This window comes from Photobacterium sp. CCB-ST2H9 (genome assembly GCF_023151555.2).
Taxonomy (GTDB): domain Bacteria; phylum Pseudomonadota; class Gammaproteobacteria; order Enterobacterales; family Vibrionaceae; genus Photobacterium.
Genome location: NZ_CP100426.1, coordinates 651,118 through 667,469, shown reverse-complemented (window position 1 = coordinate 667,469; position 16,352 = coordinate 651,118). Strand labels below are relative to the sequence as shown.

Genomic DNA, 16,352 nt, shown 5'->3' with positions numbered 1-16,352 from the left:
TGATGCGAAAAAGGCATCAAGAAAATCTACGCCCTACCGTATAAAAGAAGAACACAATGAAATTAGAAGCTATTGATTTTACCGCACCCGACGCACAGGAACGTTTTGTTGAATCTCTGCGCGAGACCGGTTTCGGTGTCCTGAAAAATCACCCGCTGCAACAGGAACTGGTCAGTTCAATTTACGAAAACTGGCAACGTTTTTTCGATTCTGAAGAAAAGTATGACTACCGCTTCAACGTTGAAACACAGGATGGATTGTTCCCGTCTGAAGTTTCTGAAACGGCAAAAGGTCACACTCAGAAAGACATCAAAGAATTTTTCCACTATTACCCTTGGGGTCAGTGTCCTGAAGAACTGAAAGCAGAGCTGCAGAATTATTATGACCAGGCTAATGCGCTGGCTTCTACGCTGTTATCCTGGGTTGAAAAACACTCGCCTGCTGAAGTTTCTGTCCTGTATTCGCAGTCGCTGTCGAGCATGATTGAAAACAGTGACAGTACGTTGCTGCGTGTGCTGCATTATCCGCCGCTGAAAGGGGATGAAGAGCTGGGTGCAGTTCGTGCCGGTGCGCATGAAGATATCAACTTGCTTACCGTACTCCCATCAGCAAATGAGCCGGGTTTACAGGTGCAAGCGAAAAACGGTGATTGGCTGGATGTTCCATGTGAGTTCGGCAACCTGATTATTAATATCGGCGATATGCTTCAGGAAGCTTCCGGGGGTTACTTCCCGTCAACCACACACCGTGTGATTAACCCGGAAGGCACAGATAAAACGAAATCACGTATTTCTCTGCCTTTGTTCCTGCATCCGAAACCTGAGGTTGTTCTTTCTGAAAAGTACACCGCTCATAGTTATCTGATGGAGCGCCTGAAAGAACTGGGCCTGATCTGATTTTGACGATAAAAAACGCCAGCTTTTCGAGCTGGCGTTTTTTATTGGAATTCATATAGCAACGGGAAGTGCTGCGCCTCAGGAATGACATATATGGGATTGCATGGTGCTGTTATGCGGCTGTGGTACTGAAACAGCTGTGGTACTGAAACATTGGGTGGATGTCGTGCGAATGAAAGCGGTCTATGACATGGATACGGACATGGATACGCGGGTAAAATAGGCGGTCATCACTGCATAACGGTGCAAAGTTTGCTGACTGTGCAGTCTTTTCAAAGGATGCAGCATGCAGGTATCGCCTTCAGACAGACCAAACTGTCTTTCAAGCTGTTCGCCCAGAGTCTGCTCACTGGGAATCAGTTTGATGCCGTCCTGAAGATACCCCTGAATATTGGCCGGCATTTGTCCCAACCACCAGGAAGCGAGCTGTTTGCTGGCTTTGCTGCGGTCAAACCAGTGGTCAGCAAGCAGCAACAGTTGATTATTCTCATTGTGATTCAAGTGGCTGAGCGTCAGTTCGATTGCCTGGAAGAGTGCAGAGCGTCGTGCCGTGTTCGCACTCTGTAAACGATGTGCGATGACCCACAGGGTGTTTTCGGGCGTCTGTATCCGAAAAATAGGCGGCATCATCACGTCGTCGTTTTGCAGTTGTTCAAGGCTGGCTTCAATGCCTTCGTTTTCGAGTGTTGCCAGAATACGGCGGCACATGAGCCGTCCTAAATGGCGATCACGCATGCCACGGTTGTGGACCGTGGGATAGTGTTGTGTACAAAGCTGTAAGCAGTCAGTCTGGAATTGCTCGATACTGACGCTGATAAACTTGTTGATCAAAAACGTAAACCTTATGCAGGGCTGGATCAAAGACGGCCTTCATTGTGTCACTATCATATTGCCAGACTGGGTGGCAGAAAAGTGTTATGTGGCTGAATAACCTGAAGCTGTATCAAATTTATGCATCTGACCAGCCATTTTCGCGCTTTGCCCCTGATAAGAGCAGTGTATCCGTGTGATGTTCATACAAACACCGATGAAGAAAAAGCGGGAGATGACTTCATCTTCCCGCTTTCTTAGCGTTTTGCCTGCCATTGATGATTCGGTGATCAGGTTTCAGGGGATGTCTGAGTGAAAAATCTGGGGAGCCAGCGTCTGAACGTTTTCCGACGGAAGCTCAGTAAAATCAAAGCTCCAACCAGATAAAGAGCTGGCTCTGTAATATTGGATTTTACCGACCAGTAATAATGAATCGGAGCCAGCAGGACCGCCAGATACACCCAGTAATGTAGTTGTTGCCAGCGTTTCCCCAAACGCCTTTGCATGCCCTGGGTTGAAGTGATCGCCAGAGCAAACAGGATCAGCCAGCAGACGGCTCCGATTGTCAGATAAGGTCGCTTCGCAATTTCACTGGCCAGAAGGGACCAGTTCAGATTCAGGTCAAGCAGGACGTAAACCAGTAAATGCAAGAGCGCCCAGAAAAAGCTGTAGAGGCCCAAAACCCGGCGAACTTTCACCAGTGCCCCCTGTTTCCACCATTTTGCAATCGGTGAGATCAGCAGTGTGATGAATAGTGTGTTCAATGCAGCCTTGCCGGTAAAGTGACTCAATCCCTGTACCGGATCGGCGCCCAGTTGTTCGCTGAACGCCCTGAAGATCAATAAGGCGAGAAAACTCAGCGAAACCAAATGAATCACGGTCTTGATGGCGGTGATATGTCCGGGTTTGAGCCTGATGCTTTTGAGGCTGAATGTAGGTTTTTGCATTAATAAAATTTCCTCAGATCCATCCCTTTGTACAGACTGGCGACTTCACTCGCGTAACCGTTGAACATTTGAGTGGGCTGACGACGGGTGCTGAACAGATTCCCTTCGCCGATGAATCGTTCACTGGCCTGACTCCACCGGGGGTGATCCACCTTCGGATTCACATTGGCATAGAAGCCATACTCATTTGGAGCTATCTGATTCCAGGTTGTAGGTGGTTGTTTGTCGGTCAGCGTAATTTTGACAATCGATTTAATACTCTTAAAGCCGTATTTCCAGGGCACAACCAGGCGCAGCGGCGCGCCATTTTGCGGTGCCAGCGTTTTGCCATACAGGCCAACCGCGATCAGGGTCAGCGGGTGCATGGCTTCATCCAGACGCAAACCTTCGACATAAGGGTAGTTGATACCACCCCCGATCCTTCTGGACGCCTGTCCCGGCATACGTTTCGGATCATAGAGTGTCTGAAAGGCCACATATTTTGCGTTGCTGGTCGGCTGGGCCTGTCTGAGCAATGATGCCAGCGGAAAGCCAATCCAGGGAACGTTCATCGACCAGGCTTCCACACAACGTAACCGATAGATTCGCTCTTCAATCGGATAGCGTTTGAAAATATCATCGTAATCCAGCGTAACAGGGCGGGAGACCATACCGCCGATCTCAACTTGCCATGGGTCAGTGATAAAGTTGGCCGCCCGCTCAGCCGGATCGGATTTATCAGTGCCGAATTCATAAAAATTATTGTATTTCAGGATTTTGTCTTCAGGTGTTAAAGACAGGTTTGGGTGAAACTGCGCCGATTGACGGGCTTGTAAAGCCCGGCGACGATCCGGGATTTTGTCATCACTGCTGAAAACATCGAACAGACCGGCCTGCGCCTGAGTGGCCAGAGGCAGCGTCGCAAGTGTAATGCCCAGTTTTTTCAGAATGTCACGTCGTTGATGGTAGACAGATTCTGGTGTGACATCACTTTCCCTGATAGCCCATGACGGCTTGGACTTGATAATCATTGGATTTCCTTTGACAGCAGTTAAAGACAGGTGTGTTAGACATGACCCGGACATCGCGGATAAATTTCATGAGTTTGGAAAAAAGCAGACCTTTGATCAGGTCTGCTCGTGCGGGAAGTGGCCGGTTTTGACCAGCAGAAGGCATCCTTCCTGCGTTGCCGGGTGGTGATAACTGCCTGGTGGTGTTCGAAGCCAGTAGCCTTGCCGGTATTCACCCCATTCGTCCTGAAAACTGCCGGCCAGAATGAAAAGTTCCAGGCCGCTTTCGTAAATCTGTTTCGGCAGGCTGGCACCGGCTTGCCATTGAATCATGATGGTTTTATCTGAACCGAAACCGTGCAGGGGCAGGACGGATTGTCCGGTGTAATGGCCGGGCTGCCATCGTGCATTATGCGTGTCGATTCTCAGCGTTTCCTGATCACCCTCGGGAAACATGTTCAGTTTGACATAGAGCATGCAGCCACTTTGGCTGGCCGGCGCATGACGGGTTCGGGCAGGGTTTCGCAGATAAGTCCCCGCAGGATAGGTGCCGAATTCATCTTCGAAGATGCCGTTGACGACAAATATTTCTTCACCGTTCGGATGGTAATGGGATGAAAAGTGTGTGTCGGGTTCATAGCGGACAATGCTGGTGACTTGCCCTGCTTCTGCTGCCTCCCGCTCCAGCTGGATACGCCAGACACCGGAGGCCGGCGAAGGTGTCCAGTCCTGTGCCAGGGTATTGATGACCACACGCTGATTTCTGTCCATATTGATGGGTTGGAAGGGGGCGTCTGATCGCGGTTCCATGGTGATTTCTCCGGATTGTCTGTGTTTCCCCTATAGTGTAGTCAAGCACTGGCCAGGCTGAGGCAGTCTCTTGGATTGACTGTTTTTGGCGCACACAGAATGCAAGCATGTGATACGGAGCAGCAAATCGCAGAGTTTTACGATTGACCTGAGCGGGAACACTGGTATTCTGGCGCACAGTTGTACGCTGAATGACTGAGAATGACATGGCACATCCCAAACCGCCGATTATCTGGCTGAATGTAATGATCTTTACCGTCACGTTTGCAATTGCTGCGGTCGGTGCTCCCTTATACGCATATTTCGTTGGTTTTGACTGGCAACAGGGGCTGATGCTGCTTGCTGCATTCAGTTACTGTGGCATGTCTATCACTGCCGGTTATCACAGACTCTGGTCACACAAAGCTTATGAAGCGAATGCTGTGGTGCGTTTTATTTATGCGATTGGCGGCGCTTTTGCGTTGCAGAACAGTATCCTGCACTGGTCGTCTGATCATCGGATTCACCACAAGCATGTTGATAACAACGATGTTGACCCGTATTCCGCGAAACTGGGTTTCTTTTACAGCCATATCGGATGGATGCTGCGGGAATATCAGGCACACCGGTACACGGATTACAAGAACTGCCGTGATCTGCAAAAAGATAAGATTGTCATGTGGCAGCACAAATATTATGTACCGCTAGCAATCGCGACGAACTTTGGTATTCCGCTGCTTTTCGGTTTACTGCATGGTGATGTCTGGGGAGCACTGCTTCTTGTGGGCGTTGTGCGTCTGGTATTGAGTCACCATACAACCTTTTTTATCAATTCACTGGCCCATATCTGGGGTGCACAGCCTTATACCGATAAAAACACCGCCCGGGATAATGGTTTCCTGGCCTTCCTGACCTTTGGTGAGGGATATCATAATTACCACCATATCTTCGAGAATGACTACCGGAACGGTATTCGCTGGTGGCAGTTTGATCCGACCAAATGGCTGATCCGCACTTTAGCGTGGCTGGGCATGGCGCGAAACCTGCGGACCTGCCCGGAGGATAAAATAGAAAAAGCCAAAGCGACCATGATGCTGAAACGGATGCAGGCGCGTTTGAATGAACGTTCAGACAGTCTGGCTGTGCTGCAGAAAGTTGAATCTGAATACGAAATATTAATGCAGAAGATTTCTGACTACTACGCTACGAAAAAGCAGGTGCTGGAAGCGAAAAAACAGACATTGCGAGCGCAGTATGAAAGTCTGGAGATTGTTCAGCAATATCAGGAGATGAAAGCCCGGCTGGAACAGCAGCGACGCTCCTGGAAATCACTGACGGCACAGTATGCCTGAGCCAGTCTGAAAACTTTAATCGTTGTACAGTAAAGCGGGCATTGCCCGCTTTTTTTGTTATCTGCTTCCTCTATTTCATAAAAATATTCTTTATTAGCGCCACTTTTTTGACGTGAATCTGACTCGATGGATACCGGACAGAAGTACACTGGCATTAAATTTGTAATCTTGCGATTGAGTGATGGTCATCTCAGTTTGTGTCATAAATGAGAAAAGTCGTGTCACTGACTGAGTAAAGATCAAACTTTGCCATAATAATTAAGAGTCTGTTTCCAGCTTTTTGGGTGAAAAATCAAGTGAATCGTGACTGATCCCCTAACAGACACCATCGATTTGGAGGCGCATCCGTGTATCGTACATTGCTTTGTACTTTGATTGGCTTAGCTTCAATGGGAGCAAATGCTATTGAATACCCACTGCCAGCCAACGGCAGCAAGCTGGTTGGTTCCGTGGAGTATTATCAGGTCCCTGAAAATGAAAAAGAGAGTATCGCTGATATCGCGAACTACTTTGATGTTGGCTTCCTGGCCGTAATGGAAGCGAACAAAGGTGTGGATCCGTTTTTGCCGGAACCTGGCACGATGCTGACGATTCCGACCCAGCTCATTTTGCCGGATGTTCCCCATGAAGGGATCGTGATTAACCTGGCTGAGCTGCGTCTTTACTATTTCCCGCCGAACAAAGACTCCGTCTATGTATTCCCTATTGGTATCGGCCGGATTGGGCGTGAAACACCGGTGATGACGACGTCGATCAGTCAGAAGATTGTTGGCCCGACCTGGACACCAACGGCGAATATCCGCAAAGAGTACAGAGAAGAACGCGGTATTGAATTACCTGCGGTCATCCCGGCTGGTCCGGATAACCCGCTGGGTGAGTATGCGATGCGTCTGGCACACAGCCGGGGTGAGTATCTGATTCACGGAACCAATAAAGATTTTGGGATTGGCATGCGGGTGAGTTCAGGCTGTATCCGTATGAATCCCTGGGATATTGAATGGCTTTTCCCCCGGGTGAATCAGGGGACAAAGGTCAGGGTGATCAATCAGCCTTTGAAAGAAACCCGTGAGCCAGACGGCAGTTTGTATGTTGAAGTGCATCAGCCTCTGTCTAAGAGCGAAGCTGAAGCCGGAACTGCGAAGGTTGTGAACCCGCCGCGTTCACTGGTCAATGCAGTGGAGAGTGATCATCAGGCTGTTTCAAAGCTGTCGCAGGCTTTGGAATCGCAGGAAGGCATCCCGGTCGCATTGGACTGAATCTGATGATGAAAGGATGACGAAAAAAGGCCGCAATTGCGGCCTTCTTTTTTAACAGGCATAAAAAAAGAGTGGAGCGCAGGCCCCACTCTTTTTGTCGGTTGACTTACTTACGATACGAGCTAGCCATATTGTCGATACGTTGGTTAGCACGCATTGCTTCCTGATAAGCAGCATCAGCAGATGCACGAGCGTCATTGACTGCGCCGGCCATCTGATCTTGCTGACTTTGCAGAGCGCCTACTTGGTCAGAAAGCATATCTACTTTGTTGGTTAATTGTTGCATTTGGTCTACTTCATCTGAGCTGGAACAGCCAATCAAAGTTGCACTCAGAATGATACCAGTAAGGATAGATAATGAACGGTTCATTTTTCTTTCTTCTCCTTTGTTTTGCCACTACAGACCGAGTGTAAAATTTTTCAGTCGGCAGAGTTAGTATGGCATATGTTATTCAAATTGCTCATCCAAGAAGCTTTTTTCCCAAAAAAAATTCTCTCAAAGACGAGAAAAAGCCCGTGGGCGACAGCAAGAATGCGGCTTTTCGCTTTCTGAGTCAATGCAACCTATGTGAATGATATGTCAAATCTTATTGGTTAATTCTCAAATAAGAGACGTTCATTCTTCGCGATGGCGTCTACCAGAATATTCGGATTTAAAGTGTGCGGGACTTTTTCCATCAGGGTGCCGTCTGGTTTCAGCAGGTAAAAATAAGAGCTGTGGTCGACAGAATATTCCAGCGCCGAGTCTTCCTGAGCTGTTTTCATATAGAGCACGCCATATTTCTTCGCCAATAATTGTGTTTGCGACTGAGTTCCCGTCATCCCGGTAATATCTTTATGGAAATATTGCGCGTATTGAGCGCTTTTTTCCGGTGTGTCTCTTTCCGGGTCTAATGTAATAAATACCGGCCAGACTTTATTGAGTTGTTCCTGTGACACGGCTTTTAGCGCAGCGCCCAGGATAGCAAGAGAAGTCGGGCAGACATCCGGGCAGTGCGTATAACCAAAATAGACAACGCGCAGACGATCATCATCGGTGTTGAACAGGTTGATCGTGTCTTTGCCGCTTTCCAGCTGGCCGCTGGATTGCTCCGCTGCAGCGACATTGGCATCGTGGTTATCGACAAAGTAACGGGTAGCGAGGCCGGCAATCAGAGCAACGGCCAGGATAATCCATTGATATTTCACTGTGTCATCCTCAGGGAAACGTATAGCGGTGAAAAGGAACCAGAATCCGGGGTGATACTCCCTTGCCAGGTCATGGCATTTTCGGTGCAGAAAGGAAGCAGGAGTTCACCTGAAAAGCTGTTATCCGGCTGGCGCGTTAATTGTAACTGATACTGACCCATCATCATTTCACGGCCTTCAAGCGTCAGCCGTAAGGCTTTCGTTTCTGCAGGCAGTTGCGGCCACTGAACTGTGATTGTGGTGGGTTGTAAGGGGCGGACGATATCATCACTCATCTGAATGACGGCATCCTGCTGCTGACAGTGTTGCTGACTCAGCTGGCAGGCAAGGGCGCTGTCGAATTCTGACGATTGAGTTACCAGCCCAGGCAGCCACTCAATTGCGGCAAATCCCAGTCCGAAGGCCAGGATCAGTTTGAATGGCACAGACCATGTTTTGAATTGGAGCGTGTGGGACATTTATCCCCCAAAGTCATCAGGTGTAAACAAAAAACGCCTGTATGGTAGCACGCTTTCCTCCTCTGTCGCAGCCTGATAAAAGTCAGGCCACCCGAAGGTGGCCTGTGATGAAGGATTTCTTATGCGAGAAGTTATTCCTCAGCAAATTTTTCCAGTCCCCAGACCAGCAAAATACCCAGTACCATCGCAGCAATGGCGTATCCCAGCAGAGCCGGATGGCCGGTGATTTGCTCAAAGCTGAATGGTGACAGGTTGTGCTCGATCAGCGGCACCTGCTCACCACTTGAGTTGGTCCGCCAGGTCAGAGTTTCTTTCCACGGCCAGACTTTGTTCAGTGTGCCCAGCATCAGGCCGGTCAGGAAAGTCAGGGTGAGGTCACGGTAATTGCGGAGTAACCACGACAGCAGGTGTGAGAAGCACAGCAGACCAATCACACAGCCGGTAGCAAACAGACCCAGAGTCCCCAGTTGTAACGATTTTGCAGCGGCCAGTATCGGCGCGTACATACCCAGTAGCAGCAGAATAAAGCTGCCGGAAATGCCGGGCAAAATCATAGCGCAGATCGCGATTGAACCAGCGAGTACTACATTTATGCTGGTGGGTGACATATCGATCGGGTGAAGCACGGTAATGCCATAGGCAAAAGCAACACCCAGCAGCAGACTGAGCAGACGGGTGGGGCCCCAATCCTGCACCTGTTTAAACATGTGCACGGCTGAAATCAGGATCAGACCAAAGAAAAACGACCACAACGGAATCGGGTGGGTGTGCAGCATCCAGGTAATCACGCGCGCCAGCGTCAGGATGCTGGTGAGAATACCGGTCAGTAAGACAATCAGAAAACCGGCATTAATGTGGTTCAGTACCGCTTTCAGGCCCTGTTGCCGCGCCAGGCGGATCAGGCTTGGATTAATACGACGAATGCTTTCAAGCAGGGTGTCATAAATACCCGTGATAAAAGCGATCGTACCACCGGAGACGCCGGGAACGACGTCTGCCGCGCCCATCGCTAATCCTTTTAAAAAAGTAAACACGTTGCTCATGAGGACTCAGAATTAATTTTTATGAAAGTGGAGGCATTATACCGCCTTCGTGTCAAAACGGTATGAGCACTTTGTTGAAACAAAGTCTGTTCCGTGGGACACAAGGTGAAATCATTGTCATTTATTGCAGAATCGATCGTTTTTTGCCGGCTTTTTGCTTAACTCTAAGTATGAGTCTGTACGGCCCATGCTGCAGTAGAGGTAAGCAAGATGAAATGGAACAGTGTGATGACAGCGACGCTGGTTGTTTCCGGAGTGTTCGTCGCGGGCGCCCAGTCTGAAAGCCGTTTGATGTCTTATGAAGAATATATGGAGCGGTGTACTGAGACCTATGGTTCAGACAGAGTCACGACCAGTGTGTGTGAAAACCAGTATCTGACTATGTACGCCAAAGAAGAAGAGGTGATGGCTCAGGCGGATACTGAATTGCCGGCAGAAACCTCTTCAGAAGATATCCCGGCATCTCAACCTTCTGTTGATACCCTTGATGAACAGCCGGAATAACCGGCTGTTCGCATTAATCATTCTAAGACAGTTTTGCTGCTGACTCGCTCAGTGGCAAAGTGATGGTGACGATAACACCCTGGCCGTCGGTTCGGTTCCGGATGGCGATCTGTCCTGCGTGATATTCAGCGATCAATCTGGCAATGAAGAGTCCGAGTCCCAGATGGGGCTTGGCTTGGTGCTGCTGGCTGCGTACTGAAACCATTGAATGCAGTAACTGATCCGTCATATCTTGCGGCAGGAGCGGGCCTTGATTGCTGACCGTCAGAACAGCAAGATGATTCTTTTGTGACAGTGTCACCTCGATGGGGGGGCCTACCGGAGAGAATTCTGTGGCGTTGGCGATCAGTTTGTCCAGTAACTGTGCCAGAAAGTCCGGCGCTCCCTCAATGAAGACGGGGGATTCCGGAATTTGAACGCGGAACTGATGTTGCCGGAATGCCAGCTGATAACCCTGCATGCAGCCACTGACGAGTTCATTGAAAGCAAATCTTTCCATGTCAGCGCCCTGAAGGCTCTGTTCTATCCGGGTTGCCTCCGTCATGCTGGACAAAATGGTACCCAACCGACGGATACCGTCCTGTGCTCGGTCGATATAACGTTTTTCGTCTTCTCCATGTTGCTGTGACATCGCCAGGTTATCCAGTGAAGAGCGGACAACGGCCACAGGTGTGCGCAGCTCATGCGACAGCCGTGACGACAGGTTTTCGAGGTAGTGATTGTACTGTCCTAGACGGCTGACCATATTTGCCAGACTGCGCGATAAATCTCCGATTTCATCCCGGGAAGAGGAAGAGACAATCGCATCCCGGATACGCCCCTGAGCATCGATGGATTGTTCCGCCTGATCACGCAAACGGCGAATCCGGCTGGACAGACTGGACGCAAAGAGAAACAGAATAATAGCTGCAATCAGAATAATGGCTAACAGGACATTGAACAGCTTCTCCAGCGCTCTGTTTTTCAGGGTTTGTACGCCCTGCGTCGATTCTTCAACAACCACTGCGCCCATCACTGTGTCATTCAGCCAAATCGGATAGGCTGCTGACAGAATCATGGCTTTTCCGTCTGAGGACGGGCGCCAGTGCGCATACCCGCGGCCATGAAGTGCCTGATCGACGTGAACCCCTTGAATCATGGCTGGATTGGCAGGCTGATCATCAAAAGGCACGGGATCTGAGAGGAGAAAGGTGTAATAGAGCGGGCGCAGGAGATACTGTTCCAGCCAAGAGCCCAGACCATGTTCCTCTTCGTCATAGCGAATTGAGGTAGCCCAGACCCCGTTTGAATGCTGAATATCACCGGACTGCGCCAGTACACGCTGGTGGCGATCCAGAACCCAGATCCGGGAACTGCTGTGTCCCATGCCCTTGACGATCTGTTCAATGTCCGGTGATGGCAGCAGGACCGGACCTAAAGTATCAGCAGACTTTGTGTTTGCGGTTGCGATAATGCTTTCAACGTCTCGTTTGGTGGCATGGTCAACATTATGGATGGCGACAGCCATCTGCTGGCCCAACAGATCCGCCGGAAGTGCGATTTCGAGTGTGTAGCCTGTATCGGAAGGCTGCCAGCTGGCTGTGACGTTTGTTACGGGTAAGAAGGATTCCTGCGTGTCCGGATTGTCACTTATCAGCCAGACAGAGGTCAGTCCGCTGGCTTCCAGTGCAATGAGATAGCGTTCAAATTTGCCCTCGGGCGTTGTCAATGCCAGTGTCAGGTGATCATTTCTGTCAACACGATTGCTGCCTGTCCGCCGAAGAACGAGATGCGGGTCGTTCACTTTCAGGGCGGCATAGATCTCTTGCTGATGACGGGCGGTTATCAGGTAAAAATCAGTGTACCCCTTCGGATAGACCTGCTGGCTGAACAGTACATAAGGATGACCGTAATAGTGCATCTTTGCGCCCATGTCTGAAGGCCAGTCATCCAGATGACCGTCCACTTGAATGGCAGCTGGCAGATCATAGACGTACAGATCCCGTCCCTGCTGAACCCGGGGCAGAAAATTGGCTTGCTGGCTGAACAGTGCCGGACGTTCGTTCAGTGCAGTTGCAATGGCTCTGGCAGTGCCAATCAGCGTCTGTTCCTGCCCCTGACGCAGCAGTTTTTCCATTTCCAGCACAAACCGGTAGCCGAACCAGGGTAAGGTCAGTAACAGGCTGGTGATGATAATGATCTTGAGCCGCAGTCCTGCTGTCAGGCGTGTGATCAGGCTCCCCATCTGTACCCCATGCCGTAGACAGTGTGAATCTGGTCGAAGCTGGGATCACATTGCATAAATTTTTTCCGGATCCGTTTGACGTGCGACGTAATTGTGCTGTCATCGACAACCACTCTGGCATCATCCATCAGATCCTGGCGGCTTCTGACATGTCCGGGGCGCTTCGCCAGTGCGTAGACCATCCAGAACTCGGTTACCGTCAGATCCACGGGCTCGGAACGCCAGAAAATCTGCATTTTGTTTTGATCGATAGTCAGCTCTTCACGATACAGAAGTGTGTCTTCTGTAGTCGGTGAAGCCAGAAGTTCACTCCGGCGGAAAAGTGCTGCAATCCGGGCCATCAGATGGGGCAGGCTGATGTCTTTGGTCAGGTAATCATCGGCGCCCATACGAAGTCCGCAAACCGTATCAAAGTCGCTGTCTCTGGCCGTCAGAAATATAATTGGCAGCGTCGGGGAGAGCGCGCGTAATGACTGGCACAGTGCAAATCCCCCGTCGATTTCATGACCTAAGCCAATATCAATAATGGCTAGATCCGGTAGTTTCACATCAAATGCAGCCTGAGCTTGTTGCCGGTCGGCATATCCATGAACGTTGTAGCCGTGCTTTTTCAGCACATCTATGTAATTTTCGCGAATCGCGGTTTCGTCTTCAACAATCGCTATGTGTTTCATTGGTGACATCAATTATGCAGTTGGATATTGCAGACTATACCGCAACTTCCGGGCTAAAAAAGTCCAAATCCGGCCCGAATTGCAATTGCCATTTTCTTGCCACAATTCATCAGCACATTGCCTTTTTTCCTCCCTTCGGCTGCCCGAACTCTTTGGTTTAATTCACTCATCGACAGACGAGCACAGCCTGATGGCTCTCGGAGACTGTTTCACATAATCAGAAAGATGAGGAATGACGATGAAAAATTTGATGAAGAAAACCACGATGACTCTGCTGGTTGCAACGGCACTGGCGGCAACCACGACTCAGGCTCAGGCTGAATCCGCGCGGTCTTTCAATGAACCTGTCGTTCAGGAGCAATGGATTGGCATGGGTTCAGGGGCCGCAGTGGGCGGGATGGTCGGCGGCCCCGTCGGCGCAGTGATCGGGGCAATGGTGGGCGGGATTCTGGGTACAGCCGTTGGCCAGGATGGCTATATTGAGACGCAAAATGCTCGGCTAAGTGAACAGGCAGAGGCAATCCAATCGCTGAATGCCCGAAATGCTGAGCTGGAGCCCGTGCTCGACAGTTATGACACGCTGAAACAGGAAATGGCAAATCTGAGAGCCACGCAGTTACAACGTGAACTGGCATTGGCAATGAACGTTCATTTCCGTACCGGTTCCTCGGAGATTGAGCCACATTTTCAGTCCCAGCTGGATGAAATTGCAGAATTGATGAAGCAGTCACCTGAAATGAACTGGGAATTGTCGGGTTACGCCGACCGGCGTGGCACAACCGCGCGAAACCTGACGCTGTCTGAAGCACGTGCAAATGCCGTGAGAGATTACCTTGAATCACGGGGCGTGAACCCACTGCAGATCGTCACAATTGCTTATGGTGAAGAAGAGCCGTTGCAGACAGACGAAAATGGTGAGTCTGACTTTTTTGACCGTCGTGTCACGCTGCGCAGTCAGCAGGGCCCGGTACAGACAGCTCAATCGAATTAAGAGAGGTTCATGATGGATTCGGCAGCCCGTTTTACACTCAGCAGTAGTTTGATTCCGATTGCAATTCTGGTGCTTTTTACAATGCAACTCGTATTCAAGGGAGAAGATACGGCAGCTTCGGCGAACTATCTGATGCAAATACAAGGAATGAACGATGATGCTTGGCAATTCATGGATAGTGAAGACGCCCCCCGGCCTTCTGCTTCAGCCTTTGCTTCAATCGCTGGTGAATGGGGCCGGACTGGCCCCTGATCAGTTACTCAAGTGGCTCCTGAAACTGACCGTTCTACACTTTAGTCTGATTTATTGCTGAAAGGTCAGGAGTAAGGCGGGGAGCGGACTGCAGTACTTCTCTCAGTCGGTCCTGTACGACTTCGACCAGAAGGTCAGGCTGGAACTTGGAAATAAACCGGTTGCAGCCGACTTTCTCTACCATTGCCTGGTTAAAGCTCCCGCTGAGTGAGGTATTGAGCGCTATAAACAGGTTGCTCATCCGTGCATCCTGACGGATTTCATGGGTCAGGCGATAACCATCCATTTCCGGCATTTCGGCATCAGTGAACATCATCAGAATTTCCTGATTGATCACTTTGCCTTCATCACACCAGCCTTTGAGTATATCCAGCGCTTCTCTGCCGTTTGTGGCTTCAATCACGTCCAGACTGAGCTGAGACAGCGTATCGCGAATTTGTGAGCGGGCGGTTGATGAATCGTCCACGATTAACACTTTCCGCCCGGATAATTCGCTGACCAGGTTTTCGTCCAGCACATGCTCAGAAATATCAGTGTTGTAATCCACAATTTGTGCCAGAACTTTCTCTACATCAACAATGCTGACCAGTCTTTCAGCACCGTCTCGCTTCACACGAGTGATAGCGGTGAGGTAATTGTTTTTGCCAACATGACTTGGGGGAGGCTGAATATCCTGCCAGGTCAGGTTGGCAATGTTGAGGACCTGAGCGACAAGAAAGCCCTGAACACTGCGGTTGTATTCTGTAATGATGAGATTCGTTTCATCACTTTCCTGAGTCGCACGAACGCCGATAGCACTACGTAGGTCAATAATCGGGATGGATTGACCGCGAATATTCGCGACACCACAGACGTTGGAATGGCTGCCAGGCAGTGAATGTAAATGAGGCTGCTTGACGACCTCGCGCACTTTAAACACGTTTATTGCAAAAAGTTGTGCGGAGTGGAGCCGGAAGATGAGCAGTTCCAGGCGGTTTTCTCCGACAAGTTGTGTTCGTAGATCGACAGCGTCGAGAATCGTCGTCATCTTGTATCCGAAAAGTTGAGTATTTATACCAAAATTCAGGGGATTATAGAGGTTTGGCTTCAGTTGTCATAGATCAGGGTAAAAAGCTAAGAGCAATATCCCAGTTTCATAACATGCTAAAAAACTGATGTAACGGCAAAGAGGGGGAGTGTTGCATGGGTTTGTCCGTGTATCCTTCACAGAATTGCGATTTTTACTGATGAAACTGTGAATTCAGGATTTAATCCTGACTATTGTTGTGACCACACAGTAACGTATTGGTGTACTGCATAGCAATGACTCGATTCTTAAATATTATATTTCATTTTTGTTGTTTCAAGAGATATTCCACTAGCGTAATAAAAATTAACGTTTTTTTAACTTTTCTGGGGGATCTCCTTATCTGACGGATATTTACTGTGTTTCAAAATGTAAATGACTGAATTTGAAATATTTTGATAACATTTCGAACATACTTCATGGCTATAAAATCATCAGGAAAACTGGAACAATACACGGAAATTTACAGGCTGGTCTGAATACGCGCCTGCGGTATCAATTTCGATGTGTTTCAATGAGGTGGTCATGAAGTTTCTGTTCATTTTTCTGGTCTCTGTAGTGGCGGCTGTGTTGTCAGGTGAACATTTTCATTCATTTATGGCGGGATTTGGTGTGGCATCGCTGGCTGTTGGTGTTGCATACTGGCTCGCGTTCCGGTCCACTCGCTATCCGCAACTGGCTTTCATGCTGTTACTTTCAGGATTAATGGCGAAGATGGGGGTGACCGTCTTGGGTGTGATGTGGGGACTGGAAAATCAGATCATCAATTCTCCGCTGGTGTTCGCCTTGTCTTACCTGTTCTTTTCAATTGTTGCAACCTACAGCTATTTCAAATTGCGGGAATTCCAGCTCAGCCGGATTGAAACCGCTAAACTGGCTAACGCGTAAAAGAAATCTCCGGCAATATGCTGTC

The 16,352-nt window shown here is 49.4% G+C and carries 18 protein-coding genes; 7 read left to right on the top strand and 11 right to left on the bottom strand.

The window, feature by feature from the left end; all coding sequences use genetic code 11:
* The first annotated feature begins 56 nt into the window (after window positions 1–56).
* Window positions 57–896 carry an isopenicillin N synthase family oxygenase gene (locus tag L4174_RS19665; protein WP_248142179.1) on the top strand — a complete coding sequence of 280 codons (840 nt, stop codon included), beginning with the start codon at window positions 57–59 and terminating at the stop codon, window positions 894–896.
* Window positions 897–1,079: 183 nt separating this feature from the next.
* On the opposite strand, the gene L4174_RS19660 is transcribed toward L4174_RS19665, so the two are convergent.
* From L4174_RS19660 to L4174_RS19645, 4 genes are all read right to left on the bottom strand, one after another.
* Entirely contained in the window at window positions 1,080–1,727 is a 648-nt protein-coding gene (locus tag L4174_RS19660; protein WP_248142180.1) for a hypothetical protein, read from the bottom strand.
* A gap of 269 nt (window positions 1,728–1,996) precedes the next feature.
* On the bottom strand, window positions 1,997–2,653 hold the full coding sequence (gene msrQ / locus L4174_RS19655; RefSeq protein WP_248142181.1) for a protein-methionine-sulfoxide reductase heme-binding subunit MsrQ: 657 nt from the start codon (window positions 2,651–2,653) through the stop codon (window positions 1,997–1,999).
* Complete coding sequence (gene msrP / locus L4174_RS19650) at window positions 2,653–3,663, bottom strand: protein-methionine-sulfoxide reductase catalytic subunit MsrP (RefSeq protein WP_248142182.1); 1,011 nt, start codon at window positions 3,661–3,663, stop codon at window positions 2,653–2,655. Before msrP ends, msrQ begins: the two co-directional genes overlap by 1 nt.
* A 96-nt stretch (window positions 3,664–3,759) precedes the next feature.
* Entirely contained in the window at window positions 3,760–4,452 is a 693-nt protein-coding gene (locus L4174_RS19645; RefSeq protein ID WP_248142183.1) for a cupin domain-containing protein, read from the bottom strand.
* A 206-nt stretch (window positions 4,453–4,658) separates the two neighbouring features.
* On the opposite strand from L4174_RS19645, the gene L4174_RS19640 reads away from it, so the two are divergent.
* Both L4174_RS19640 and L4174_RS19635 read left to right on the top strand, forming a co-directional pair.
* Entirely contained in the window at window positions 4,659–5,783 is a 1,125-nt protein-coding gene (locus tag L4174_RS19640; protein ID WP_248142184.1) for a fatty acid desaturase, read from the top strand.
* Between the two features lie 347 nt (window positions 5,784–6,130).
* Window positions 6,131–7,039: a L,D-transpeptidase family protein gene (locus tag L4174_RS19635; RefSeq protein ID WP_371929432.1), complete on the top strand. Its 909-nt coding sequence runs from the start codon at window positions 6,131–6,133 to the stop codon at window positions 7,037–7,039.
* A 106-nt stretch (window positions 7,040–7,145) separates the two neighbouring features.
* On the opposite strand, the gene L4174_RS19630 is transcribed toward L4174_RS19635, so the two are convergent.
* From L4174_RS19630 to L4174_RS19615, 4 genes are all read right to left on the bottom strand, one after another.
* Window positions 7,146–7,409 (bottom strand): Lpp/OprI family alanine-zipper lipoprotein, encoded by a 264-nt coding sequence (locus L4174_RS19630; protein ID WP_027251090.1) that lies wholly within the window; start codon window positions 7,407–7,409, stop codon window positions 7,146–7,148.
* 224 nt (window positions 7,410–7,633) lie between these two features.
* Entirely contained in the window at window positions 7,634–8,227 is a 594-nt protein-coding gene (locus tag L4174_RS19625) for an SCO family protein (RefSeq protein ID WP_248142185.1), read from the bottom strand.
* Window positions 8,224–8,685, bottom strand: coding sequence for a hypothetical protein (locus L4174_RS19620; protein ID WP_248142186.1), 462 nt, complete (start codon window positions 8,683–8,685; stop codon window positions 8,224–8,226). Before L4174_RS19620 ends, L4174_RS19625 begins: the two co-directional genes overlap by 4 nt.
* A 131-nt stretch (window positions 8,686–8,816) precedes the next feature.
* On the bottom strand, window positions 8,817–9,728 hold the full coding sequence (locus L4174_RS19615; protein WP_248142187.1) for a DUF368 domain-containing protein: 912 nt from the start codon (window positions 9,726–9,728) through the stop codon (window positions 8,817–8,819).
* Window positions 9,729–9,938: 210 nt separating this feature from the next.
* On the opposite strand from L4174_RS19615, the gene L4174_RS19610 reads away from it, so the two are divergent.
* Window positions 9,939–10,232: a hypothetical protein gene (locus L4174_RS19610; protein WP_248142188.1), complete on the top strand. Its 294-nt coding sequence runs from the start codon at window positions 9,939–9,941 to the stop codon at window positions 10,230–10,232.
* Between the two features lie 22 nt (window positions 10,233–10,254).
* Here the strand turns inward: L4174_RS19610 and pdsS are convergent, their stop codons facing one another.
* Together pdsS and pdsR are read right to left on the bottom strand one after the other, a co-directional pair.
* Window positions 10,255–12,456: a proteobacterial dedicated sortase system histidine kinase gene (gene pdsS / locus L4174_RS19605; protein WP_248142189.1), complete on the bottom strand. Its 2,202-nt coding sequence runs from the start codon at window positions 12,454–12,456 to the stop codon at window positions 10,255–10,257.
* Complete coding sequence (pdsR, locus tag L4174_RS19600) at window positions 12,444–13,130, bottom strand: proteobacterial dedicated sortase system response regulator (protein ID WP_248142190.1); 687 nt, start codon at window positions 13,128–13,130, stop codon at window positions 12,444–12,446. The genes pdsS and pdsR overlap by 13 nt, the downstream gene beginning before the upstream one ends.
* A 238-nt stretch (window positions 13,131–13,368) precedes the next feature.
* Between pdsR and pdsO the strand changes: the two genes are divergently transcribed.
* Window positions 13,369–14,121, top strand: coding sequence for a sortase-associated OmpA-like protein PdsO (pdsO, locus tag L4174_RS19595; protein WP_248142191.1), 753 nt, complete (start codon window positions 13,369–13,371; stop codon window positions 14,119–14,121).
* A gap of 9 nt (window positions 14,122–14,130) precedes the next feature.
* Window positions 14,131–14,373, top strand: coding sequence for a hypothetical protein (locus L4174_RS19590; protein WP_248142192.1), 243 nt, complete (start codon window positions 14,131–14,133; stop codon window positions 14,371–14,373).
* A 34-nt stretch (window positions 14,374–14,407) separates the two neighbouring features.
* Here L4174_RS19590 and L4174_RS19585 read toward each other — a convergent pair whose 3' ends face one another.
* Window positions 14,408–15,400, bottom strand: a complete 993-nt coding sequence (locus L4174_RS19585; protein WP_248142193.1) for a chemotaxis protein CheV — start codon at window positions 15,398–15,400, stop codon at window positions 14,408–14,410.
* Window positions 15,401–15,964: 564 nt separating this feature from the next.
* On the opposite strand from L4174_RS19585, the gene L4174_RS19580 reads away from it, so the two are divergent.
* Window positions 15,965–16,327 carry an NADH:ubiquinone oxidoreductase gene (locus L4174_RS19580; RefSeq protein ID WP_248142194.1) on the top strand — a complete coding sequence of 121 codons (363 nt, stop codon included), beginning with the start codon at window positions 15,965–15,967 and terminating at the stop codon, window positions 16,325–16,327.
* The last annotated feature ends 25 nt before the right edge of the window (window positions 16,328–16,352 follow it).

What these genes read in the sequence shown, in the direction of transcription:
- L4174_RS19665 (WP_248142179.1), top strand. Translation starts at nt 57, where the DNA reads ATGAAATTAGAAGCTATTGATTTTACCGCACCCGACGCACAGGAACGT.
- msrQ (WP_248142181.1), bottom strand. Translation starts at nt 2,653, where the DNA reads ATGCAAAAACCTACATTCAGCCTCAAAAGCATCAGGCTCAAACCCGGA.
- msrP (WP_248142182.1), bottom strand. Translation starts at nt 3,663, where the DNA reads ATGATTATCAAGTCCAAGCCGTCATGGGCTATCAGGGAAAGTGATGTC.
- L4174_RS19645 (WP_248142183.1), bottom strand. Translation starts at nt 4,452, where the DNA reads ATGGAACCGCGATCAGACGCCCCCTTCCAACCCATCAATATGGACAGA.
- L4174_RS19640 (WP_248142184.1), top strand. Translation starts at nt 4,659, where the DNA reads ATGGCACATCCCAAACCGCCGATTATCTGGCTGAATGTAATGATCTTT.
- L4174_RS19630 (WP_027251090.1), bottom strand. Translation starts at nt 7,409, where the DNA reads ATGAACCGTTCATTATCTATCCTTACTGGTATCATTCTGAGTGCAACT.
- L4174_RS19620 (WP_248142186.1), bottom strand. Translation starts at nt 8,685, where the DNA reads ATGTCCCACACGCTCCAATTCAAAACATGGTCTGTGCCATTCAAACTG.
- L4174_RS19615 (WP_248142187.1), bottom strand. Translation starts at nt 9,728, where the DNA reads ATGAGCAACGTGTTTACTTTTTTAAAAGGATTAGCGATGGGCGCGGCA.
- L4174_RS19610 (WP_248142188.1), top strand. Translation starts at nt 9,939, where the DNA reads ATGAAATGGAACAGTGTGATGACAGCGACGCTGGTTGTTTCCGGAGTG.
- pdsS (WP_248142189.1), bottom strand. Translation starts at nt 12,456, where the DNA reads ATGGGGAGCCTGATCACACGCCTGACAGCAGGACTGCGGCTCAAGATC.
- pdsR (WP_248142190.1), bottom strand. Translation starts at nt 13,130, where the DNA reads ATGAAACACATAGCGATTGTTGAAGACGAAACCGCGATTCGCGAAAAT.
- pdsO (WP_248142191.1), top strand. Translation starts at nt 13,369, where the DNA reads ATGAAAAATTTGATGAAGAAAACCACGATGACTCTGCTGGTTGCAACG.
- L4174_RS19590 (WP_248142192.1), top strand. Translation starts at nt 14,131, where the DNA reads ATGATGGATTCGGCAGCCCGTTTTACACTCAGCAGTAGTTTGATTCCG.
- L4174_RS19585 (WP_248142193.1), bottom strand. Translation starts at nt 15,400, where the DNA reads ATGACGACGATTCTCGACGCTGTCGATCTACGAACACAACTTGTCGGA.
- L4174_RS19580 (WP_248142194.1), top strand. Translation starts at nt 15,965, where the DNA reads ATGAAGTTTCTGTTCATTTTTCTGGTCTCTGTAGTGGCGGCTGTGTTG.